The sequence below is a fragment of the Paenibacillus glycanilyticus genome, assembly GCF_030161375.1.
Lineage (GTDB): Bacteria > Bacillota > Bacilli > Paenibacillales > Paenibacillaceae > Pristimantibacillus > Pristimantibacillus glycanilyticus_B.
In genome coordinates this window covers 140,483-158,744 of record NZ_BSSQ01000003.1, presented here as the reverse complement: position 1 = coordinate 158,744, position 18,262 = coordinate 140,483, and the positions used below count along the sequence as shown (strand labels likewise).

General features: G+C 47.1%; 18 protein-coding genes. 17 read left to right on the top strand and 1 reads right to left on the bottom strand.

Features of this window, described 5'->3' with window-relative positions:
* Window positions 1-136: 136 nt before the first annotated feature.
* The 14 genes from isdC (at window position 137) to QQK89_RS04430 (ending at window position 14,750) form a co-directional block, all read left to right on the top strand.
* Window positions 137-1,084 (top strand): heme uptake protein IsdC, encoded by a 948-nt coding sequence (gene isdC, locus QQK89_RS04495; protein WP_284237250.1) that lies wholly within the window; start codon window positions 137-139, stop codon window positions 1,082-1,084.
* Window positions 1,085-1,138: 54 nt separating this feature from the next.
* On the top strand, window positions 1,139-1,816 hold the full coding sequence (locus QQK89_RS04490) for a response regulator transcription factor (protein WP_284237249.1): 678 nt from the start codon (window positions 1,139-1,141) through the stop codon (window positions 1,814-1,816).
* Window positions 1,813-3,192 carry a sensor histidine kinase gene (locus QQK89_RS04485; RefSeq protein ID WP_284237248.1) on the top strand — a complete coding sequence of 460 codons (1,380 nt, stop codon included), beginning with the start codon at window positions 1,813-1,815 and terminating at the stop codon, window positions 3,190-3,192. The genes QQK89_RS04490 and QQK89_RS04485 overlap by 4 nt, the downstream gene beginning before the upstream one ends.
* 212 nt (window positions 3,193-3,404) lie before the next feature.
* On the top strand, window positions 3,405-5,666 hold the full coding sequence (locus QQK89_RS04480; protein WP_284237247.1) for a helix-turn-helix domain-containing protein: 2,262 nt from the start codon (window positions 3,405-3,407) through the stop codon (window positions 5,664-5,666).
* A 255-nt stretch (window positions 5,667-5,921) separates the two neighbouring features.
* Window positions 5,922-6,887, top strand: a complete 966-nt coding sequence (locus QQK89_RS04475; RefSeq protein ID WP_284237246.1) for an ABC transporter permease — start codon at window positions 5,922-5,924, stop codon at window positions 6,885-6,887.
* Between the two features lie 20 nt (window positions 6,888-6,907).
* A complete protein-coding gene (locus tag QQK89_RS04470) occupies window positions 6,908-7,807 on the top strand; it encodes a carbohydrate ABC transporter permease (RefSeq protein ID WP_284237245.1) in 900 nt (299 codons plus the stop codon).
* Between the two features lie 36 nt (window positions 7,808-7,843).
* Complete coding sequence (locus QQK89_RS04465) at window positions 7,844-9,511, top strand: ABC transporter substrate-binding protein (RefSeq protein WP_284237244.1); 1,668 nt, start codon at window positions 7,844-7,846, stop codon at window positions 9,509-9,511.
* Window positions 9,512-9,587: 76 nt separating this feature from the next.
* The gene (locus tag QQK89_RS04460) at window positions 9,588-10,622 is read left to right on the top strand and encodes a glycoside hydrolase family 88/105 protein (protein WP_284237243.1); all 1,035 of its coding nucleotides are present in this window, start codon (window positions 9,588-9,590) and stop codon (window positions 10,620-10,622) included.
* Between the two features lie 121 nt (window positions 10,623-10,743).
* Entirely contained in the window at window positions 10,744-11,178 is a 435-nt protein-coding gene (locus QQK89_RS04455; protein ID WP_284237242.1) for a hypothetical protein, read from the top strand.
* Between the two features lie 216 nt (window positions 11,179-11,394).
* Window positions 11,395-11,919 (top strand): AAA family ATPase, encoded by a 525-nt coding sequence (locus QQK89_RS04450; protein WP_284237241.1) that lies wholly within the window; start codon window positions 11,395-11,397, stop codon window positions 11,917-11,919.
* A gap of 315 nt (window positions 11,920-12,234) precedes the next feature.
* A complete protein-coding gene (locus tag QQK89_RS04445; protein ID WP_284237240.1) occupies window positions 12,235-12,810 on the top strand; it encodes a hypothetical protein in 576 nt (191 codons plus the stop codon).
* An 86-nt stretch (window positions 12,811-12,896) separates the two neighbouring features.
* Window positions 12,897-13,394, top strand: a complete 498-nt coding sequence (locus QQK89_RS04440; protein ID WP_284237239.1) for a 2,4'-dihydroxyacetophenone dioxygenase family protein — start codon at window positions 12,897-12,899, stop codon at window positions 13,392-13,394.
* 53 nt (window positions 13,395-13,447) lie between these two features.
* Window positions 13,448-14,251, top strand: a complete 804-nt coding sequence (locus QQK89_RS04435) for a protein phosphatase 2C domain-containing protein (protein WP_284237237.1) — start codon at window positions 13,448-13,450, stop codon at window positions 14,249-14,251.
* A gap of 52 nt (window positions 14,252-14,303) precedes the next feature.
* A complete protein-coding gene (locus QQK89_RS04430; RefSeq protein WP_284237236.1) occupies window positions 14,304-14,750 on the top strand; it encodes a GNAT family N-acetyltransferase in 447 nt (148 codons plus the stop codon).
* A 36-nt stretch (window positions 14,751-14,786) separates the two neighbouring features.
* Here the strand turns inward: QQK89_RS04430 and QQK89_RS04425 are convergent, their stop codons facing one another.
* Window positions 14,787-15,404: an NAD(P)H-dependent oxidoreductase gene (locus QQK89_RS04425; RefSeq protein WP_284237235.1), complete on the bottom strand. Its 618-nt coding sequence runs from the start codon at window positions 15,402-15,404 to the stop codon at window positions 14,787-14,789.
* 174 nt (window positions 15,405-15,578) lie between these two features.
* On the opposite strand from QQK89_RS04425, the gene QQK89_RS04420 reads away from it, so the two are divergent.
* From QQK89_RS04420 to QQK89_RS04410, 3 genes are all read left to right on the top strand, one after another.
* Window positions 15,579-16,214, top strand: coding sequence for a MarR family transcriptional regulator (locus QQK89_RS04420; protein ID WP_284237234.1), 636 nt, complete (start codon window positions 15,579-15,581; stop codon window positions 16,212-16,214).
* A 22-nt stretch (window positions 16,215-16,236) separates the two neighbouring features.
* The gene (locus QQK89_RS04415; protein WP_284237233.1) at window positions 16,237-17,133 is read left to right on the top strand and encodes a haloalkane dehalogenase; all 897 of its coding nucleotides are present in this window, start codon (window positions 16,237-16,239) and stop codon (window positions 17,131-17,133) included.
* Window positions 17,134-17,311: 178 nt separating this feature from the next.
* Window positions 17,312-18,172, top strand: a complete 861-nt coding sequence (locus QQK89_RS04410; RefSeq protein WP_284237232.1) for an AraC family transcriptional regulator — start codon at window positions 17,312-17,314, stop codon at window positions 18,170-18,172.
* Window positions 18,173-18,262 lie beyond the last annotated feature (90 nt).

The window sequence follows — 18,262 nt, the reverse complement described above, 5'->3', positions numbered from 1 at the left end:
AAGCCCTTTTATATGCGATGAGAATTATAAATACAAGGATTTGGAATTTGCAGGGTTGACAGCGAAAAGAAAATATTGGTAGGATTATTAGTGATAATAATTATCATTATCATCATAAAGAATAGAGTTGGAAAGGATGAGACGATTGAAAGGGATGAAATGGATCAGCGGCATCGTTGCCGCTGTGTGTATAGCGATGCTGTTTGGGCAAGGCCATTCGCAGGCGGCGGCAACGATGGAGGACGGCACTTATACCGGTGATTATCTTATTTTGCAAGCTGACAATGATTCGGTGTCCATGGCTAATGATTATTGGGAGAAGCCGGCAACGGTTGTCGTGAAGGGTGGAAAAGCAACCATCCGGGTCACGATTAACCATAGCTTCTGGGTCACGCAGTTTAAAGTGCCCGGCGGAGGCGGATATGTGGATACGAAGGTAATCAGCTCCAACAAAAAAGCGGATACCCGCCTTGTGGAATTTACGGCGGATATCACCAAGCCGATTGTGTCCAAAATCCATGTGACGGTAGCAGACATTGACTATGACCATGACTATACGATCCGGTTCGCGTTTGACATGAACACCATTAAACTTGTGAAAAAAGCAGAAGTTGCCGAAGCCGAGGAGCCTTCAGCGAAACCTTCTGCCAAACCAACGGAAGCGCCGGCGGCTACACCAAAGCCAACGCTAACGCCAACGCCAACGCCGGCCGCAGCGGAAAAGCCGCAACAGACAAGTAAACCGGGAGCAGCATCTTCTACGCCATCCCCATCATCGTCTCCGTCATCCGTGCCGTCATCTGAGCCATCGCCTTCCGCTTCCGCATCGGCAGGAACAGCCGCTAGTCAGCAGCCGGAGGTGACGGAGAGCGCAGAGGCAAGTACCCCGCAATCCGGGCCGGATAGCGAAACCATCGGCACAGAACTCGCCGCAGTAACGGAAGGGGCAGATGCTCCTGCTCTAGCAGCCGGTGAAGCAAAGAGCCAATCCGAAAAAAGCGGCAATTGGATCTGGTGGCTGGTTACCGCCGTTGTTATTGCAGGCGCTGGCGGTCTAGTCATCTGGAGAAGAAAAGCCCGTTAATTGGTTAATCGGAGTACGGAATAAACGCCGGTATGGGAGGCGAGAGAAGAGACGATGAAACAATTGCTCATAACAGACGATGATTCCAATACCCGGACGCTGCTTGGCCATTATTTGACCCGGGAAGGCTATCGCGTTCTGGAAGCGCAGAACGGTCTGGAAGCGATTGCCGTACTAGAGAAGCAACCCGTAGATCTTGCCATATTGGACGTTATGCTGCCTATTGTAGACGGATTAACCTTATGCGAGTTTACGAGAAAGAACTATGATATTCCGATTATTCTCCTAACCGCGAGGGATCAATTAAGCGATAAAGAGCAAGGATACTTAAGCGGTACGGATGATTATGTTACGAAGCCGTTTGAGCTTCCCGAAATTTTATTCCGGGTCAAGGCGTTGTTCCGCCGTTACTCGCTGGCCTCTAGCGATAGGATTCGGCTGAATCAGCTCATAATCGACCGGAAAAATTACGAGATTGTGGACGGGGAAGAGGTTCAAATGCTTCCTCTCAAGGAATTCGAGCTGCTGGCACAGCTTGCGGAATACCCGGGGCGCGTATTTTCCAGGGACGAACTGATCCGCATTATATGGGGAACGGATTACAACGGGGACGAGAGAACCATCGACGTACATATTAAAAGGCTTCGCAAACGGTTTCCGGAAGCCGACCGCGGCTTTGTCATTCATACGGTCAGAGGCATCGGCTACAAGCTTGAGGTGCCGTCTGCATGAGATCGCTGTATGTCCGCGTGCTGGTCGTTATCATTTATTCGATAGCGATCAGCTCCTTCTTAGGTTATTATGCGGCAACGGTCTATTATCACGGGGTCCAGAAGCCGCATGCCGATGCCAAACTCATGAATACGGCTGAACAGCTGCGGGATTATATCAAGCTGCATCCGGATGGAATGGGCGACTATTTGCACAGCTCCGCCAAGCTTGGTTATCAAATCTACGTGTATGATGAAGACGGCAACGGCATTTTTTATGGAAGACCTTTCTCAAAGGCCAATTTGGAGGGAGAAGTGAAGAAGCGGGTGTTAGAAGGCGAAGTCTATCATGGCATCGCGGAATATCCGAACAAAGCGTTTCAAACCGGTTACTTTGACAATGCGTTAAGCAATACCGTAGGTCTAACGGTCATGGCCGATGCCGATCGGTACGCCTTATTCGTAAGGCAGGACAGCCGCGTGCATTTTGATGAATTGCGGATGTTTTTTATCGTTATGTTTATCTTGACGGTGTTGTTCAGCTTCCCGTATTTCCTCATCAGCGCGCGTTACCTGGTGCAGCCGGTTATCCGGCTGACGGAAGCGACAACCAAGGTAGCGCAAGGCCAATATGATATTCAAATCCCGGTAGCAAGGAAAGACGAGATTGGGCAGCTAGCCCGTCAATTCCAAGCGATGAGCACCGAGCTTGAGCGGTCTGACCGGTCAAAAAAAGAGTTTGTAGCCAATGTATCCCACGAAATTCAATCTCCGCTTGCGGCTATACAAGGGTATGCCGACTCCCTCGCCCGTGATGGGATTAAGGCCGAGCAGGCACGCCAATATGCCTCTATCATCGGGCAGGAAACACGGCGGCTTGCTGCGTTAAGCAGGCAACTGTTGCTTCTCTCGACGCTGGACCATTCCGGCTATTCGACCGAAAAACAGCTGTTCCTGCTGCGGCCGCAGCTTCGGCAAGCCATACAACATTTTGAATGGCAGCTCGCGGAGAAAGAAATCGCCATCAGGGTCGCCGTCCCCAGGCAGCTCTGCATATGCGGAAATGAGGTGCTGCTCATGCAGGTATGGATGAATCTGCTCTCCAATGCGGTCAAGCATATACCTGGGGGACGCTCCATTCATGTTGCGGCGGAGCAGGCGGACGGCATATGCTTCGTAACGGTCGGCGATACGGGGGACGGTATTCTCGAACAGCAGCTCCCATCCATCTATGATCGCTTCTACCGCGGAGATAGCGCAAGAGACCGGGCCTCCGGCAGTACCGGGTTAGGCTTGTCGATCGTTCAGAGAATTGTTCAGCTGCACGGAGGTACAATTGAAGTGGACAGCAAGATTGGCAAAGGAACGAAATTCAAAGTAGGAATACCGGGAAGGTAATAAGGAACACGCCTAATAAGGGCGTGTTTTTGTTGTCTTATTTTTATAGTAGAATTTTAGAGTGGGAAATAGACCCAAACGAACTTGATAGTGTATAATTGTCCAATATGTATCAAGGTGACGGTTCAGTTGCTCAACAAATATAAAGCGCTTTCAATATCATCTTTGTGTAACTCTATGACCCATTCCCAATTGGATAGGAGGACGGACGGATGAAAAGATTTCCCATGATGCTTCAACTGATGCTCATATTGATCTGTGTCATGGCTATTCCGACTGCCATTCTGACCTGGTATAGCGGCACACAAATTGTAGGGTATTCGGAAAGCGCAATTGCGGAAACGTCGCTTGCGGGGCTGAATGCCAATCGCGAGCTGAATGAAAATGCGCTGAGCAACCTGGCGCAGGATGCGGTGCAGCTGGCCGCAACGAATATTTTTGACCGGCTCCGCGGCTTCCAAACGTATTCAGAATTGAATTCGGATTATAGCGATATAAGCAGCGCGCTTAAAGTTCTGAATGAACTGGCCAGTCTGAATCACCGCGTAGATGGCGTCTACTCGACTTACTTCCTGCTTGACGGTGCCGATTATGTCGTCTCTACGGATCAAGGCATTACCACGCTCGATCGGTACGAACAGGTAGCTTGGATGGAGCAAGCGCTGGATGGGAGGAGAGGGATCGCTGGCGTATGGTTTCCCCGAAGGTTGGAATCCGGCCTTCAAGTGGTGTCTTATGTCCTGCCCTTAAATCGCTTGTCCACGACAACGCGCGGAACGATCGTCGTCAATTTGCGGGAGAAGCAGATCGCCAATTATTTAAATTCATCCGAGCCAGGTTCGGAAGGCTATATGCTCCTCAGTTCGGATGGTACGATAATCTCCCACCACGATAAGTCATTGCTGCTGTCCGACGGCAATAAACAGCCTTTTATCCGGCAAATCTTGAGCAAGCCCGTGAAAGAAGGTTATGCCTACCATACGCTGAATGGGGAGCGTCTGCTATATACCTGGTCGCGTTCGGAGCAGCTTGGCTGGTGGAATATCAATATCTATTCGATGGATCAATTAATGACCAAGACGTACAATCTGCAGCGAAGCATTATTTTTATAACGGCGATTATCATCTTTGCGGGTACAATCCTTGCCGTGCTGCTCGCGACCTGGTTATCTCAGCCGCTTCGGAAGCTTGTCCGGACGATGCGCGAACGCACCGGCCTCGGGACCCCGGGTAACAATGAGCTGGCCTTCCTGGAGTCCGCGTTCAGGCGGATGCAGGAGGAGGAGGAAGGCTTGCACAGCTTGCTGCAGGAGCGCGAGCAGGATACCCGGAGCTTGTCCATCCACCAATTGCTTCGCGGCGAAGTGAAGAAACAAATTGCCGAGATGTTCCCGGAGCGTTATTACACGATTGCCGTTGTCTCCATTGACCGTTACAGGAGATACGTAAGCAAGAACAATCCGGAGACGCGCAGCTACAACCGTTATCTTCTGCTATCGAAATGCGAGAGCTTATTCCCCGCGAACATCCATGCAAGAGGGATTTACCAGGGAGAAGGAAATTTCGTATTTGTTATGAATTATGTGCAGGATGAGGGCGTTATGTCCGGTTTGAAAGATACGCTTGTCCGCATCCGGGATGCGGCGCTTGATTTGCTGGGCCATTCGGTGACGACCGGCGTTAGCAGCCAGACGGAGTTCAGCGAACTGATTCCCGAGCGGGTGGCTGAAGCGGCGGAGGCGATCAAACAACGGATGATCAAAGGCAGCGGGTGTATTTTTTACTGGCAAGAGGAATCGGAGCGCAGCAAGAAATACATGTATCCAACCAACAGCGAGCGGCGGATCGTTAATTTCTTGGAACGGGCAGATCTGGACAGCATTCTGGGGGAGCTGAACTCGATCCGCCTTGATATTATTTCGGACGAATCGATCTCGCATGACAACATCTTGTTCATATACAATCAGATGATTGGCGTAACCATCAAGCATCTTCGGGAAAACAACATTAGCACGTCCCGAATATTTGCCGGCCGAGGCAATATTTATTCCGCTATTGCAGCCCTTGATACGCTCGACGAGCTCGAGAATTATCTCCGGGATTTCTTCAAAGACATTATATCGCATCTGGAACGCAACACCGGCGAAGCGAATCACGGGGATCGGATCATTCGATACTTGGAAGAGAATTTCTGCAAGGAGATTGTGTTTGAAGAGATGGCCAAGGAGATTGGCATCAGCTATTCCTACATGAGGAAGATCGTATATGAGTTAACCGGCAAAAGCCTGATAGATTACACGAACCATCTTCGGATCGAGAAGGCGAAACAGCTGCTTGCGGAATCCAATATGACGATTACACAGATCGCCTCCGAGGTTGGCTATTATAATGTTCAGAGCTTTAACCGGTTCTTCCGCAAGTATGAAGGGATGCCTCCAAGCAGCTACAAGACATCGAGAGCCAAGACATCTTAAAGAGACTTGAATAGCCTGGCATTGGGCTGTCCTGCATGCTGCAGGGCAGCTTTTATTTTTGCTCATGCCTATCAGAATTGATCATAAATCGCGCCAAAACCGCAATAATCAGGCTTCAACAATCAAAAATGACGGATGAAATCAATACTCAGCATTTACGGGCTAAAAGGAGCGGGGCTATGATGAGGACAGCAACGAGCCATGTCTCATGCGATCCACAAACGAGGGGAAACTGATTCGCGAGGAGGTGAGAATGTGAAAATTGAAAGCGCTTCACATCAAAATGAAACCGCTTTAAAAAACATCCGGTTAAACAAACGCGGCATGGCGTATTTTCTCCGGCGGGATTGGCAGCTATATGCGCTTCTATTAATACCGCTGGCGTTTGTGCTTGTATTCAAATACGCTCCGATGTCCGGGCTAATCCTTGCCTTCAAAAATTACAAGATAGCAAAAGGATTCTGGGGGAGCGATTGGGTAGGCTTTCAGATCTTCCAGGAGATCTTCGCCAAGCATGACTTTGGCCGCGCGGTCCGGAACACGATTTTGCTTAACAGCTTGGATCTCTTGTTCAGCTTCACGATGCCGATTGTACTTGCGCTGCTGCTTAACGAGATCAGAAGCGTAAGGTTCAAACGCATTAATCAAACGTTGCTGTACCTGCCGCATTTCTTATCCTGGATTATCATCGGCGCTATTGCTTACCAGCTTCTTAGCGAAAGCAACGGCGCGATCAATAATCTCATTGCCATGATGGGAGGCGACCGGATTCCGTTCCTGCAGGACGATACCAATTGGTTGATAAGCTATTTGGCGATAGGCGTCTGGCAGAGCATGGGCTGGGGGACCATCATTTATCTTGCTTCGATCAGCAGCATTAACCCGGAAATGTACGAGGCGGCAATCGTCGACGGAGCGGGTCGCTGGAGAAAGGTATGGAATGTGACGCTGCCTTCGATTCGCGTGACCATCGTTACCTTGCTTATTATGAACCTCGGCAAAGTGATGGAGGGCTCGTTCGAGCGGGTATTTGCCCTGCAGAACAAAGCGACGACCGAATATACGGTTACGATTCCCGTATTGGTGTACCGGTGGGGGATTGAGAGCGGCAACTTCAGCCGGGCAACGGCGCTTGGGTTATTCCAGGCAGTAATTGGTCTTGTCCTGGTGCTGGCTGCCGACCGGATTGCGAAAAAGCTTGGCGAAGACGGACTTTTATAGAAGGGAGAGGTCAACCAACCATGAAAGCATCAAACAGTACTCTAGCTGTTCATCGCAAAAGGCGCTTTGATCTATGGGATGTGCTGATTCACCTCTCTTTGATTCTCGCCTCGCTGGCTTGTTTGCTGCCGTTCTTGCATGTCGTATCCAAGTCATTAAGCGAAGACGCATTTGTTATCGCGAACAAAGTGTTTATATGGCCGGAAGGATTCACGCTTGAAGCGTACGGCAAGATTTTTGCGGATGACAGCATTTTGCGGTCCTTGTATGTTTCGGTTCTAGTAACGGTGTTATTTACCGTTCTTGGCATGATCATCACGATTTGCGCGGCTTATCCGTTATCCCGCAAGCAGCTGAAGGGACGTACGGTGTTAACCTTTATCTTTATGTTCACCTTGTATTTCAGCGGTGGCATTATCCCCGAATATATGCTGATAAACAATTTGGGGATGCTCGATACGTTATGGTCGATTATTTTGCCTCCGGCCTTCAGCGCCTTCAACTTATTGATCATGAAGACGGCTTTGTCGAGCAGCATCCCCGATAGCCTGGAGGAGTCGGCAAGAATTGACGGCGCGGGACATTTCCGGATTCTCGTCAGTATCGTGATCCCGTTGTCCAAACCGATTATCGCGACATTGTCCTTGTTCTATGCGGTTGGGCGTTGGAACACGTATCAAGATGCCTTGTTCTACATTAAGCAAAATGTAGACCTGAGACCTTTGCAATTGAAGTTGTATTACCTCGTTATTCAGGCAAGCGAAAGCTTCCAGCTGGAAGCAACGCAAGTATCTCTTAGCAACCCCGAGGTGCTTAAAGCTTCGTGTGTCGTGTTTGCAACGCTGCCGATTATTTGCGTGTATCCGTTTATCCAGAAGTATTTTGTCCAAGGCGTTATGCTTGGGGCCGTGAAGGAATAATCTCGCAACTAAAATCATGTAATGGGGGAACAAGCAATGAGCAAAAAGAATTTCGTATCCATGTTTATGGCTTTGTTTGTAGTACTCGGCATTTTGTCGGGCTGCTCGAATAACAATAATGGGAATACAAACAGCTCGAATGACCCTTCTCCTTCCGCAAGCGCAAACAATACGGCAAGCAATGCGCCAAGCGACGCAGCCGAGGGCAAATATCCCGATTATTCGAAGGGTTTTCCGGAGAAAGTTACGCTGCAAATTCCGGTTTATGAACGTGCTTTCGAAGGCTGGAACGTAACGGACAACTACTATACGCGTTGGATTCAGAAGGAATTCGGCGACAAGTACAACATTGATGTCAAGTTTATTCCGATCACAAGAAACAGCGAAGTGACGGATTACGAGCAGCTGCTCGCTTCCCATAAAGCGCCGGATATTATTTTCCACTACGATATGCCTCAAGCGCTTGCTTATTATGGCGAAGATGTCATGCAGGAACTGGACTACGATGAGATTGCCAATTATGCGCCTACCTATTGGAAGAACATGAGCGAAACGATTAAACAATATGGCGCCGTAGACGGCAAGAACGTATTTTTCTTCGCTGCGCGTCCAAGCGTAGACAACTTCACGACGCTAATCCGCAAAGACTGGGTGGAGAAGGTTGGCATGAAAGTGGAGGATTTGACCTCCCTCGAGAAGTATAATGAATTGCTCGAGAAGTGGAAGGCTGCAGGACTGGGTACGGCTGGCGCATCTCTTCTGCAGAACAACTATACGTATAACTATGCGTTCCGCGACTGGCCGGTTGATCCGAAATACCGCGCGCTTTATTCCGATCTTGGCGTAGCGGATCTGACGACGAAGGATTCCGAGAAATACTTGAAAAACCTGAACTATGAGTATAATCATGGTCTCATCGATAAAGAGTTCTATCTGCGCAATGACGATGCCAAGACAAAAGCTGAATTTGTTGCCGGCAAAACAGGCACGTATAGCTTCTATCTCGCTAGCAACACGGATGTTCTGACTGCTACGCTCAAAAACAATGCGGATGCACAATTCGATGTTCTTCCTGGAACAGCTGGCGTACCGGAAGGCAATAAGCCGCAAGCTCGCGCGTATTGGCCATTTGGTCTGATTATGGGGGTTAACTATGAATCGACGCCTGAGGAACGTGCTGCCGTATGGATGTACCTCGATTGGATGAGCCAGCCGGCTAACCTGTTCTACTTGCAAAATGGGGTTGAAGGTCAGAACTATACGCTGGACGCGGACGGCCTTGCCGTTAAGAACCCGGATTTCAAAGGCGAATCGGTGTTGTCTCAAAACAATAACAAAGACTATTTCGCCCTAGTTAGCGAAGTTGTTCAATATACGGATCCAGCGGTAACACGCAAAGCGTATCTGCAAAACTGGTCGCCTCCTGGCTACGAAAGCCTGGCTGATAAGGTACTGAATAACTTTGACAGTTTGGCTGAGTTCCGTACGCCGGATGCTTTGTTTACCGTTGTACTGGATAAAGTGAACGAATACAAGGCCGATCTGAACTCGCTCTTCCAAGAGCTGTACGTGAAGGTGGTTCTCGCACCGGAAGATCAATTCCAAGCAACGTATGATGATGCGAAAGAAACGTATCTGGATGCCGGTTACCAAGAGATTCTTGACGAGAAGCAAAAAGCGATTGACGCTGGTCAATTCAAGTAATCGAAGGAATGGACTAGGATTTGTTCGAGCCCCTGCGCGAAGCAGGGGCTTTGGATCTAAGGGAGGTAAGGAGATCATGAAGCTTGATGCAACAGCCATTGATTTGAAGCAAGTCGTCCGGCAAGTGGCGGATTATACGTTTGGGATGGATTTAACATGGGACTGGCCGGGCGGTGTAGCCTTCTATGGCGTCAGCCGGGCTTATGAAGTAACTGGTGAGCAAGTTTATTTGGACAAAATGGCAGCTTGGGTTGATGAGTATCTGGAAGCGGGATTGCCTGGATGGACTGTAAATACATGCGCGATGGGACATATGCTACTCACGTTATATGAACAGACGCAAGACGAGAAATATCTTAAGCTAATTTTGAGCAAAGTGGATTACCTGGGAAATAAAGCGCTTCGCTTCGGTGACCGGGTACTCCAGCATACGGTATCGTCGAAAAACGATTTTCCCGAACAATGCTGGGCAGATACGTTATTTATGGCGGCGTATTTCCTGCTGCGGGTTGGCGTCCGGTTTGACCGGAAAGATCTGATTGACGACGCTTTGCATCAATTCTACTGGCATATTAATTATTTGCAGGATGAGAATACCGGGCTGTGGTATCACGGCTATAACCATATTAATAAAGATCATATGTCCGGCATGTATTGGGCCCGCGCCAATGCTTGGGCAGCCTATACGATGTCGCGTGCGGCCAAGGGTACGCCCGAAGCGTACTTGTATCCGCCAATGATGCATATTTGGGGCTCCTTGCGAGATCAGCTTGCCGCCATCAAGAAGCTGCAGAAGGAGGATGGCCTTTGGGGGACGGTGCTAGATTATCCGGAAGCTTATGGTGAAGTATCCGCCACGGCAGGCATCGCCGCAGCGATGGTGACGCAAAATAATCCGCTCCATGGCAAATACGTGCAGAAGGCGCTGGACGGCGTACTTGCCAATATCACGGAGAATGGACGAGTGTTGAACGTATCCGGCGGAACGGCCGTCATGAACGATATCGAAGGTTATCTTGGCATTAACAAGAAGTGGGCGCAAGGCTGGGGGCAAGGACTGGCGCTTGCTTTCTTAACAGCCGTGATTGAGAACGAGCATAATCGGGAATAGCGTAACTTATGGAGACCGCAAAGGCTGATTAGCCTTTGCGGTTTTATTTGTAAGACGCAACATTTTGTACGAAGCTGCGTCTCAATATGGGGGAATTTGTAAGAGCTGTGAGGGGGACGTCATGAGAAAGTGCATCATTTGCTTACTTATTAGCCTTGTACTGTTGGTTCAAAGCTCATGCAGCGCGGATCATGGCGAGAAGATTTTTGTTAATGATGTCGATCAGATAGCCTGGAATGACGTGATGGACAAGATCGCTCAGAAAGCTGGGACTAATGCGGATAATCTGGGCTTGTTTGAATTCCTAATCAGCTGGGATCATTCTACGCTTGTGAATCTTACGATGAGTCTAATCGATAAATCGAGTCATACCAATTACACGGTTACTTATCAAGGTGCATCCGATAAGTACACCGATATCGTAAACAAAGGCAAGATTGAGAATTTCAACAGTAACGATGTCGTATTGCTCAAAGATATCGTTGATATTTTTGATGCGAACAACATTAGCTCGTTCAAAACATACAGTGATGTAGATAAAGGATTCATGATGTAGGACGTCGTGAATGGGGGCATTACGTACAGTAGTAAATATGGCACAAAGTTGTTTAAGGTGGATGATCAATCGATTGAACCGTTTCAGAAGAATGAAACCTTGCAATTGCCTAAGCGGACCGTTTCTTTCACTGTAGGAAATAGTCTATTTATATTGATGGATCACTCAAGCTGATAGCTAGCCATTCATTGAAGCGAAATTCGAGGAGGAGATAATATGCATGCCAGCAGTAAGACAGTAACCGTCTATCTAATATCCGGTCCGCTTGGCGTCGGGAAATCAACCGTCTCCAAGACTATAGCCAGCCAGATGAAACAAAGTGTCTTAATTGAGGGTGATCTCCTTCTACATGTTTACAAAGGGGAAACTGAACCTCCATGGGAAGAACGACTTCGCTTGGCGTGGCTTAATATCGCTGCCGTGACGCGGAATTTTATCCAGAACGGGTTAGATACGGTTATCGATTTTGTTGTCGAAGATGAACTCCCATGGTTCCTTGAACAGCTATCGGATCTTGATGTAACGTTACACTATGTTGTGCTGCACGCGGAATCGGACAACCTTGCCGCCCGGCTGCATCAGCGAGGAGATTCGCAATATTTGAACCGCTCGCTGTTCCTTCGGGACAAATTGATGAAGTCACCTGCTAACGAGCCATACCTGCTAGGCACCGATGGCAAGTCGCCAACCGAAGTTGCTGAGATAATGAGGAGTGATGATAGGTTTCGGATACGGATTTAGAATAGAGCTATCCCGATAAAAGTGGGGAACATTTGTGGAACTGAAGATTCCGTTATTTGTATTTTGTGCTTGTTTGATATCTGTTTTCTCGGACAAGCTCCTTGTTAAATGGATTCCCAGCTCCGATATGAAGTCCATTGTATTTGGCTTGCTTATAGGACTAGCTATATTCTCAGTACAAAAAAGCAGGGCAGCGAGAATAAAAATCTCAATACCGTTTGGAGTATTTGTTATAGTGGCTGGTTTTGCAATTACCATAGTATCAGCCGTTTATACCGTTCAAATTTAGCAAGGAATATATGGAGGAATGTCGACGTGATGAGGAAAAGCCTATGGATAATCAGCGTTATCGCGTTGTTTGCCCTTATCGGGTGCCAGAAGCAAGAGGCTGCGTTTCAACCAGATACATTCTCTGATAAGGACAAGTGCATCGTTAACCTGCAAAATAACAAAACCCTATGTTATGGGGATTCGAGAGCGGATGTTGAGGCTATCTTGCAGGATGGTGGAGATAACGGGCGTCCTTTAGTCTTGTATTCATCGGGTGTTCGCGTAGCGTACCGGGACGATATCGCTGTAGGTTTTCAATTAATTGAAGGATCTGAAGGGAAATACGAAACGGCTCGCGGAGCACGAGTTGGCATGAGCAAAGCCGAGGTCATGGAGCTTTATGGGTTCAAATATGCGCATGAGGCAACCCCAAATAATCTCGATTATGCCTACGACATGAAGAAGGGCGAGTTTGTCGATAAAACGCAAGTGTTTTCTGGTGATGTTCAGCTGAAGCGGGAGCAGATTTTCCTTGTGGATGCGATGTTTGATGGCAATAAGGATGGCGCGGCATCTCTTATTGGACTAGTTGATCAGAAGATGGCGATTTTTATGGAGTAGGAAAGTGACTGCATATTCTGGCTACAAGTATATGAAGAACAATTATCGTGAACTGCAACTAACTTAAATGGAATGAAGGTGCTCCTATGAGTTCTTTAATTGAAGAATCCGTTATTAAACTCGCAGAGAAGTTCCAGTTAGCAGAGCGTATTGTGAATATTGATGACCTGCCCTGGATACCATTCACGGATAATCAATCTTGCTATTTCAAACCTTTACGTTTTGACCTAAACACGGGAACGTGGATTTACTTATTTAAGATAAAGAGCAATCAGGTATTGGGAAAACATAGACACACTGGCGGATCAGTGATTGGCTATAATATTCAGGGGAAATGGAGATATGAAGGTCGCGAATGGGTTGCTGTACCGGGTACTTTCGTATTTGAGCCTCCAGGAGATATACATACGCTTATTACTGAAGACGAAGAAGTAATCACCCTATTTATATTAAGTGGATCACTTCAGTACTTTGATGAGAAGAATCAAGTAATTGGGCAAGACGATATATATACCGTATTGAATAAATATAGAGTTTATTGTGAAATACAGGGGATCGATGCTAGAGATGACTTGATTTATTAGTCGTGCGCTCCTGTAACGGTGGCAATAGATACTTCTAATAGTAGGTGGGAATATTGAAACCATTTGTTTGGTTAGGTGATGAAGATAAACATTTGGATGACCCGTTTGTAACAAACTATATGGACATCTCAATTGGCTTATATGGAGGAAATACCTTTGCTGGTGCCAATAAAAATGAAGACGGGACACTCGTCTGGCGAAATGAAGATCATAGTGGCGAGATTGTCGCGATAGTAGATGCTCATAACACCGCGCAAAGTGCTGAATTAGTAATCCGCAGCTTAGAAACAATAATGCCGAATATTATTGAAGCACTATCACCATGCAATCTCAATGTATTTGAAAACATAAATAAAATGATTATCCATTTATTTAGTTCGGATCATTTCGTTAATCAATGCAAAGACGTTATAGGCGAAACGGCTTGTCTGATTTGCATTCGAAGAGATCAGTATTTATGGTGGCTTAATATTGGGGATTGCGTACTTTATCTTTTTCATGAAGAACTGCAACAAAGAGGTCAATACGCACTAAACCAAAGGAACTTCTACGAATGGATCGGCAATCAAAGCGCATTTAATTACGGCATTCCCTGTTACTCGACCGGATTAAGAGAACTTCGTCCAGGAACTAATACGATACTAGTTACAACTGACGGTCTCTTAGAATATGGCGATCGTCACTATGATAAATCCGAAAATATATATAACTGTGTAAAAAATCAATTCCAAAGCTCATTAGATGCTAGTATAAAAAAATTAATAACCGACGTTCATGAGGGGCAAGGGCGAGATAGCGCCACCGTTATTTCTTGGACGATTGAAAATAACTTGCCAGCTTGTTATCCCTCGGATTAAACGGGACATTCCTTTTCCAAAAACAGCATGTAATCCCAAAGGAGCTTTAACCATGGAGATCGAGATTCGAGAAATAGCAGAAAAAGATTATAACGAGGTTGTAGTCCTATGGACTGACGTACTTGGAATCCGCAATATTAATGAAGAGAACTTCCGGGTTACGATGAACCAAATGAATAAGGCTGGCAATTACAAGACTTTCGTGGCCGGATTTAATCATCATGTGGTTGGTTTTGTGACGATAGTCCATGCCTTAGCCGTAGGGTCTCTAAATGGATATTTACATATTCAAGCTCTTGCTGTGCAAACAGCGGTTCAACATCGCGGGGTAGGGACGAAACTGTTAAGACATATCGAAAATTACGCGAGAGAAAATGGAATAACAAGCATTATTTTATGTAGCGGTGTCAAGCGTACCGGGGCTCATGCTTTTTACGAGCATAACGGTTATGACAAAGACTCCTACTGCTTTGATAAAGCGATAAAAGCGACGGACTAGTTTCTTAGACCATCGCTTTTTCTTTATGGCATGCCATTACAGCTTGGCGAAAATACGCTCCGTCTTCAACAAGTGCTGCTGGCGTTTCTCCAAGGTGCGGTGCTCCATACCGGCGTAGTTATACCACTTTAACTTGTGAATGCCCATCTTGCGAAACGTTCCCCGGAACAAAATCTTCGTAATCGGATTGCCGAAAATCCATCTGTATACGGCGTTGGGCGTACTCATAACGGTTAGCAAGGAAACGGCCTTCAGCTTTGGCATCATGCTGTAAAACGGCTTGCCGCCTTTCCCTTCATCAAATAAAACACCTTTCACGAACACTTTGTCGATAAACCCCTTCGTTAGAGCCGGCATGGCTTCCCACCAGATCGGAAAAATAAAAATGATGTGATCGGCGCGTTTTAACCGCTCTTGATACTGGAGCACCTGAGGGTCGTTTGTTGTGCGTTGCCGCCACATCGCTAGGTCGTCCGCAGTCGTAACCGGATTAAACCTGTCAGCATGCAGGTCAATTAGATCAATCTTATGGCCATTCTCTGTCAGGCCGCGTGTAACAGCCGATAATAAAGCAGCGGAATAGCTTCTCTTATGGACAATGTTCTCGGATGCTCCTGCCCCGTACGGATGATCAAAAATAATAACAACGTTCATATAGGTCACCTCGAAATAATTATTTGATATTTGAATTTTTGGAATCAATATATAATCTTATGAAACAATATTAGTATTATGTTTCCGAGGTGTCAATAATGTTTCTTTGGATATTTATTTGATCATCCATTCTTGTTATACTGGACAAAGTGAATGAAAAGGAGCGAACGAGGGATGGAACATTCCGCTGCGCAAAAAGAAATCCTGCTGAATGAAATGCTGGTTCAGGTAGGTCTTATACAGAAGAGATTCCAATCCGAAGGCGAGGATGAAGAAAAACGCTGGATGATGGCGCAAACAAGCGATCCAAAGGCGGTTGAGTTTCTTAAGGAAGCGACAACGGTAATTCTTCATGTCGTTGATGCGATTGGGGAGATGCAGCCGGTGAACGGGATTGCGATCTCGAAGCATTTTGGTATTCCAAGAGGCAGCATTTCCAAACTCACAAGAAGACTGCTTGAACAAGAAGTGATCCATAGCCAGAGTTTGCCGGATAACAAGAAGGAAGTATGGTTTTCTCTTACCCCGCTGGGCCAAACTATATTTGAAGTTCACAAGCAGTTGCACGCCCATATGGAACAACATATAAGAAGATTTCTTGGTAAATATAATGTGGAACAGATGCAGTTTCTCGTGCAATGCATGAAGGATACGGTACAAACTTCTTGGGTTGCGGAAGAGCCGGTGCAACAGGAAGAGTCCCCACAGGAGGCAACTGCAATGGGCGATATGCTGGAACTACTCCAACAGTTAGACGACAGTCAGCTCAAGAAAGCGAAGGAATTGATTCGGATCGCATTTGTGGATTAAAGAGAAAGAGAGTGAATATACAATGACTGTTAGACCAATCGGCACCGAGTATCCTTTTGAATCCCGTTATCTGAACGTCAATGGACATAATCTACATTATATTGAGCAAGGCAGCGGCCAACCGATCCTTATGCTTCATGGCAATCCGACATGGTCGTATATGTACCGCAATCTCATTCCTTATCTGGACAAGCTGGGACGTTGCATCGCCGTTGATCTTATCGGCATGGGCCGTTCGGACAAGCCGGATATCGGATATACTTTCCTGGAGCATGCCGATCATATAAGTAAATTTATAGAAGCCATGGGTCTGAAAGATATCATTCTAGTCGGACATGACTGGGGAATGGCGATTGGACTTCACTACGCCATGAATCATCCTGACCATGTAAAAGCGATTGCGATGCTGGAGCCTCAAGCGTTGTATCCTTGCCCGGATTGGCAGGCTTTTACGCCAGCTGAATCGGCCGAGCTGTTCCAGAAGCTTCGTGATCCGGAATTGGGCTGGCCGTTTATGCGCGATCATAACGTGTTTGTTGAAGGCATGCCGCACATCATCTTGAATAGGGAGTTTACTCCGGAGGAGCATGAATATTACAGGGAACCTTTCCGGGAGCCGGACAGCCGCAAGCCTTCATGGGTATTTCCCAATCAGATTCCGATCGAAGGCAAACCGGATGACGTTGTGCGGGCCGTTGAGTTGCGCAATCAATGGTTTACGGAGTCGCAGATTCCTAAAGTCTTGTTCTATGCGGAGCCTGGCTGCACAATCCGCGAGCCGCAAATTACTTGGTGCAAGGATCATTTGAAGCAATTGACGCTCGTTCCGATCGGAAAGGGATTCCACCATTTGCTGGAGGAGAACCCGGATGCGATTGGGCAAGAACTAGAGCGGTGGATTAGTGGGTTAGAGGAATAGCTAGCGGCTGTTAAGAAAAAGGGAAGTACGCGACCAGGCGTACTTCCCTTTTTCATGTTCCAAAAATACAGCTACATAACCTAAAAATATGACCACTCCCGTTGCTTGAGCGGCTGCTTGCGGAATTGCTATAATTTCCTAATAGCGTTGCAGCAATCAGCTATGCAAAGGGGGATGAATGATGGAGCAAGGAAATGAAAGCTTTGTTATTAGCATCGACCGCTTTAAACCGCATACCTTTCAGTTGGCTGAGGGAGACGGCCTCTTTATTTCGCATTCGCATCCATACGATGAATTGACCTTGGTGCTGGAAGGCGAAGGCTACTATAGCTCCCCGGAACAAAATATTAAGGTGAGCGCGGGTAGTTTGATTCTGATCCCGCCCGGCTTGCATCACGGCTTTGTCTGCACGGTACCCTGGAGAGGGGTATCCGTTCACTTCAATCATGAACGAATTCCGCTGCAATCCCAATACTTGTTCTATTCCGGGTTTGAGTGTAACCGAATTGAGTGTATTCAGCTCGACAAGGATGACCGGAATTGGGCTGAAATCAGCTTGAGCCAGCTCGAGAAGGAATGGACGAAAGAAGAGCATAGCATGGATTCCCGCAATATGATGAGAATTGCTTTTGAGACGGCCGTTGCTTTATTCCAACGGTATAAATCAGCAGCATCTGAAGCCGTGCAAACGGCCGGGGGCGGCAACGACCAGACAATTATTCAGGAAGTATTGAAAGAGATTCACGCCAAATTTTACAGTCAGCTTACGGTTCATGAGCTTGCTTCGAGGCATTATGTATCGGAAAGCAATTTACGCAAAAAGTTTACGGAAACCGTAGGTGTCTCGCCCAAGCAATACATGATTAATCTTCGCATGGAAGAAGCGAAACGGTTGCTGAGGCAGACCGATAAAGCGATCGAATCGATCTCTTCCGAAGTGGGATTCACCTCCTCCAGCCGATTTTATGATTTTTTTGTCAGAGCGGTTGGGGTTACTCCGTATGAATGGCGCAAACAATTGATAAAACAACCGAATTGATAAAGCCGTCCTGGAGCAATGTCATTAAGTAAAGTCTATCTTAATGGCATTGCTCGCTAGAGGACGGCTTTTTTTCGACCGACGAAATTG

Bases quoted from the DNA above. Each gene is read 5' to 3' on its own strand.
- isdC (WP_284237250.1), top strand. From the start codon at position 137: ATGAGACGATTGAAAGGGATGAAATGGATCAGCGGCATCGTTGCCGCT.
- QQK89_RS04490 (WP_284237249.1), top strand. From the start codon at position 1,139: ATGAAACAATTGCTCATAACAGACGATGATTCCAATACCCGGACGCTG.
- QQK89_RS04485 (WP_284237248.1), top strand. From the start codon at position 1,813: ATGAGATCGCTGTATGTCCGCGTGCTGGTCGTTATCATTTATTCGATA.
- QQK89_RS04480 (WP_284237247.1), top strand. From the start codon at position 3,405: ATGAAAAGATTTCCCATGATGCTTCAACTGATGCTCATATTGATCTGT.
- QQK89_RS04470 (WP_284237245.1), top strand. From the start codon at position 6,908: ATGAAAGCATCAAACAGTACTCTAGCTGTTCATCGCAAAAGGCGCTTT.
- QQK89_RS04465 (WP_284237244.1), top strand. From the start codon at position 7,844: ATGAGCAAAAAGAATTTCGTATCCATGTTTATGGCTTTGTTTGTAGTA.
- QQK89_RS04460 (WP_284237243.1), top strand. From the start codon at position 9,588: ATGAAGCTTGATGCAACAGCCATTGATTTGAAGCAAGTCGTCCGGCAA.
- QQK89_RS04455 (WP_284237242.1), top strand. From the start codon at position 10,744: ATGAGAAAGTGCATCATTTGCTTACTTATTAGCCTTGTACTGTTGGTT.
- QQK89_RS04450 (WP_284237241.1), top strand. From the start codon at position 11,395: ATGCATGCCAGCAGTAAGACAGTAACCGTCTATCTAATATCCGGTCCG.
- QQK89_RS04440 (WP_284237239.1), top strand. From the start codon at position 12,897: ATGAGTTCTTTAATTGAAGAATCCGTTATTAAACTCGCAGAGAAGTTC.
- QQK89_RS04430 (WP_284237236.1), top strand. From the start codon at position 14,304: ATGGAGATCGAGATTCGAGAAATAGCAGAAAAAGATTATAACGAGGTT.
- QQK89_RS04425 (WP_284237235.1), bottom strand. From the start codon at position 15,404: ATGAACGTTGTTATTATTTTTGATCATCCGTACGGGGCAGGAGCATCC.
- QQK89_RS04420 (WP_284237234.1), top strand. From the start codon at position 15,579: ATGGAACATTCCGCTGCGCAAAAAGAAATCCTGCTGAATGAAATGCTG.
- QQK89_RS04415 (WP_284237233.1), top strand. From the start codon at position 16,237: ATGACTGTTAGACCAATCGGCACCGAGTATCCTTTTGAATCCCGTTAT.
- QQK89_RS04410 (WP_284237232.1), top strand. From the start codon at position 17,312: ATGATGGAGCAAGGAAATGAAAGCTTTGTTATTAGCATCGACCGCTTT.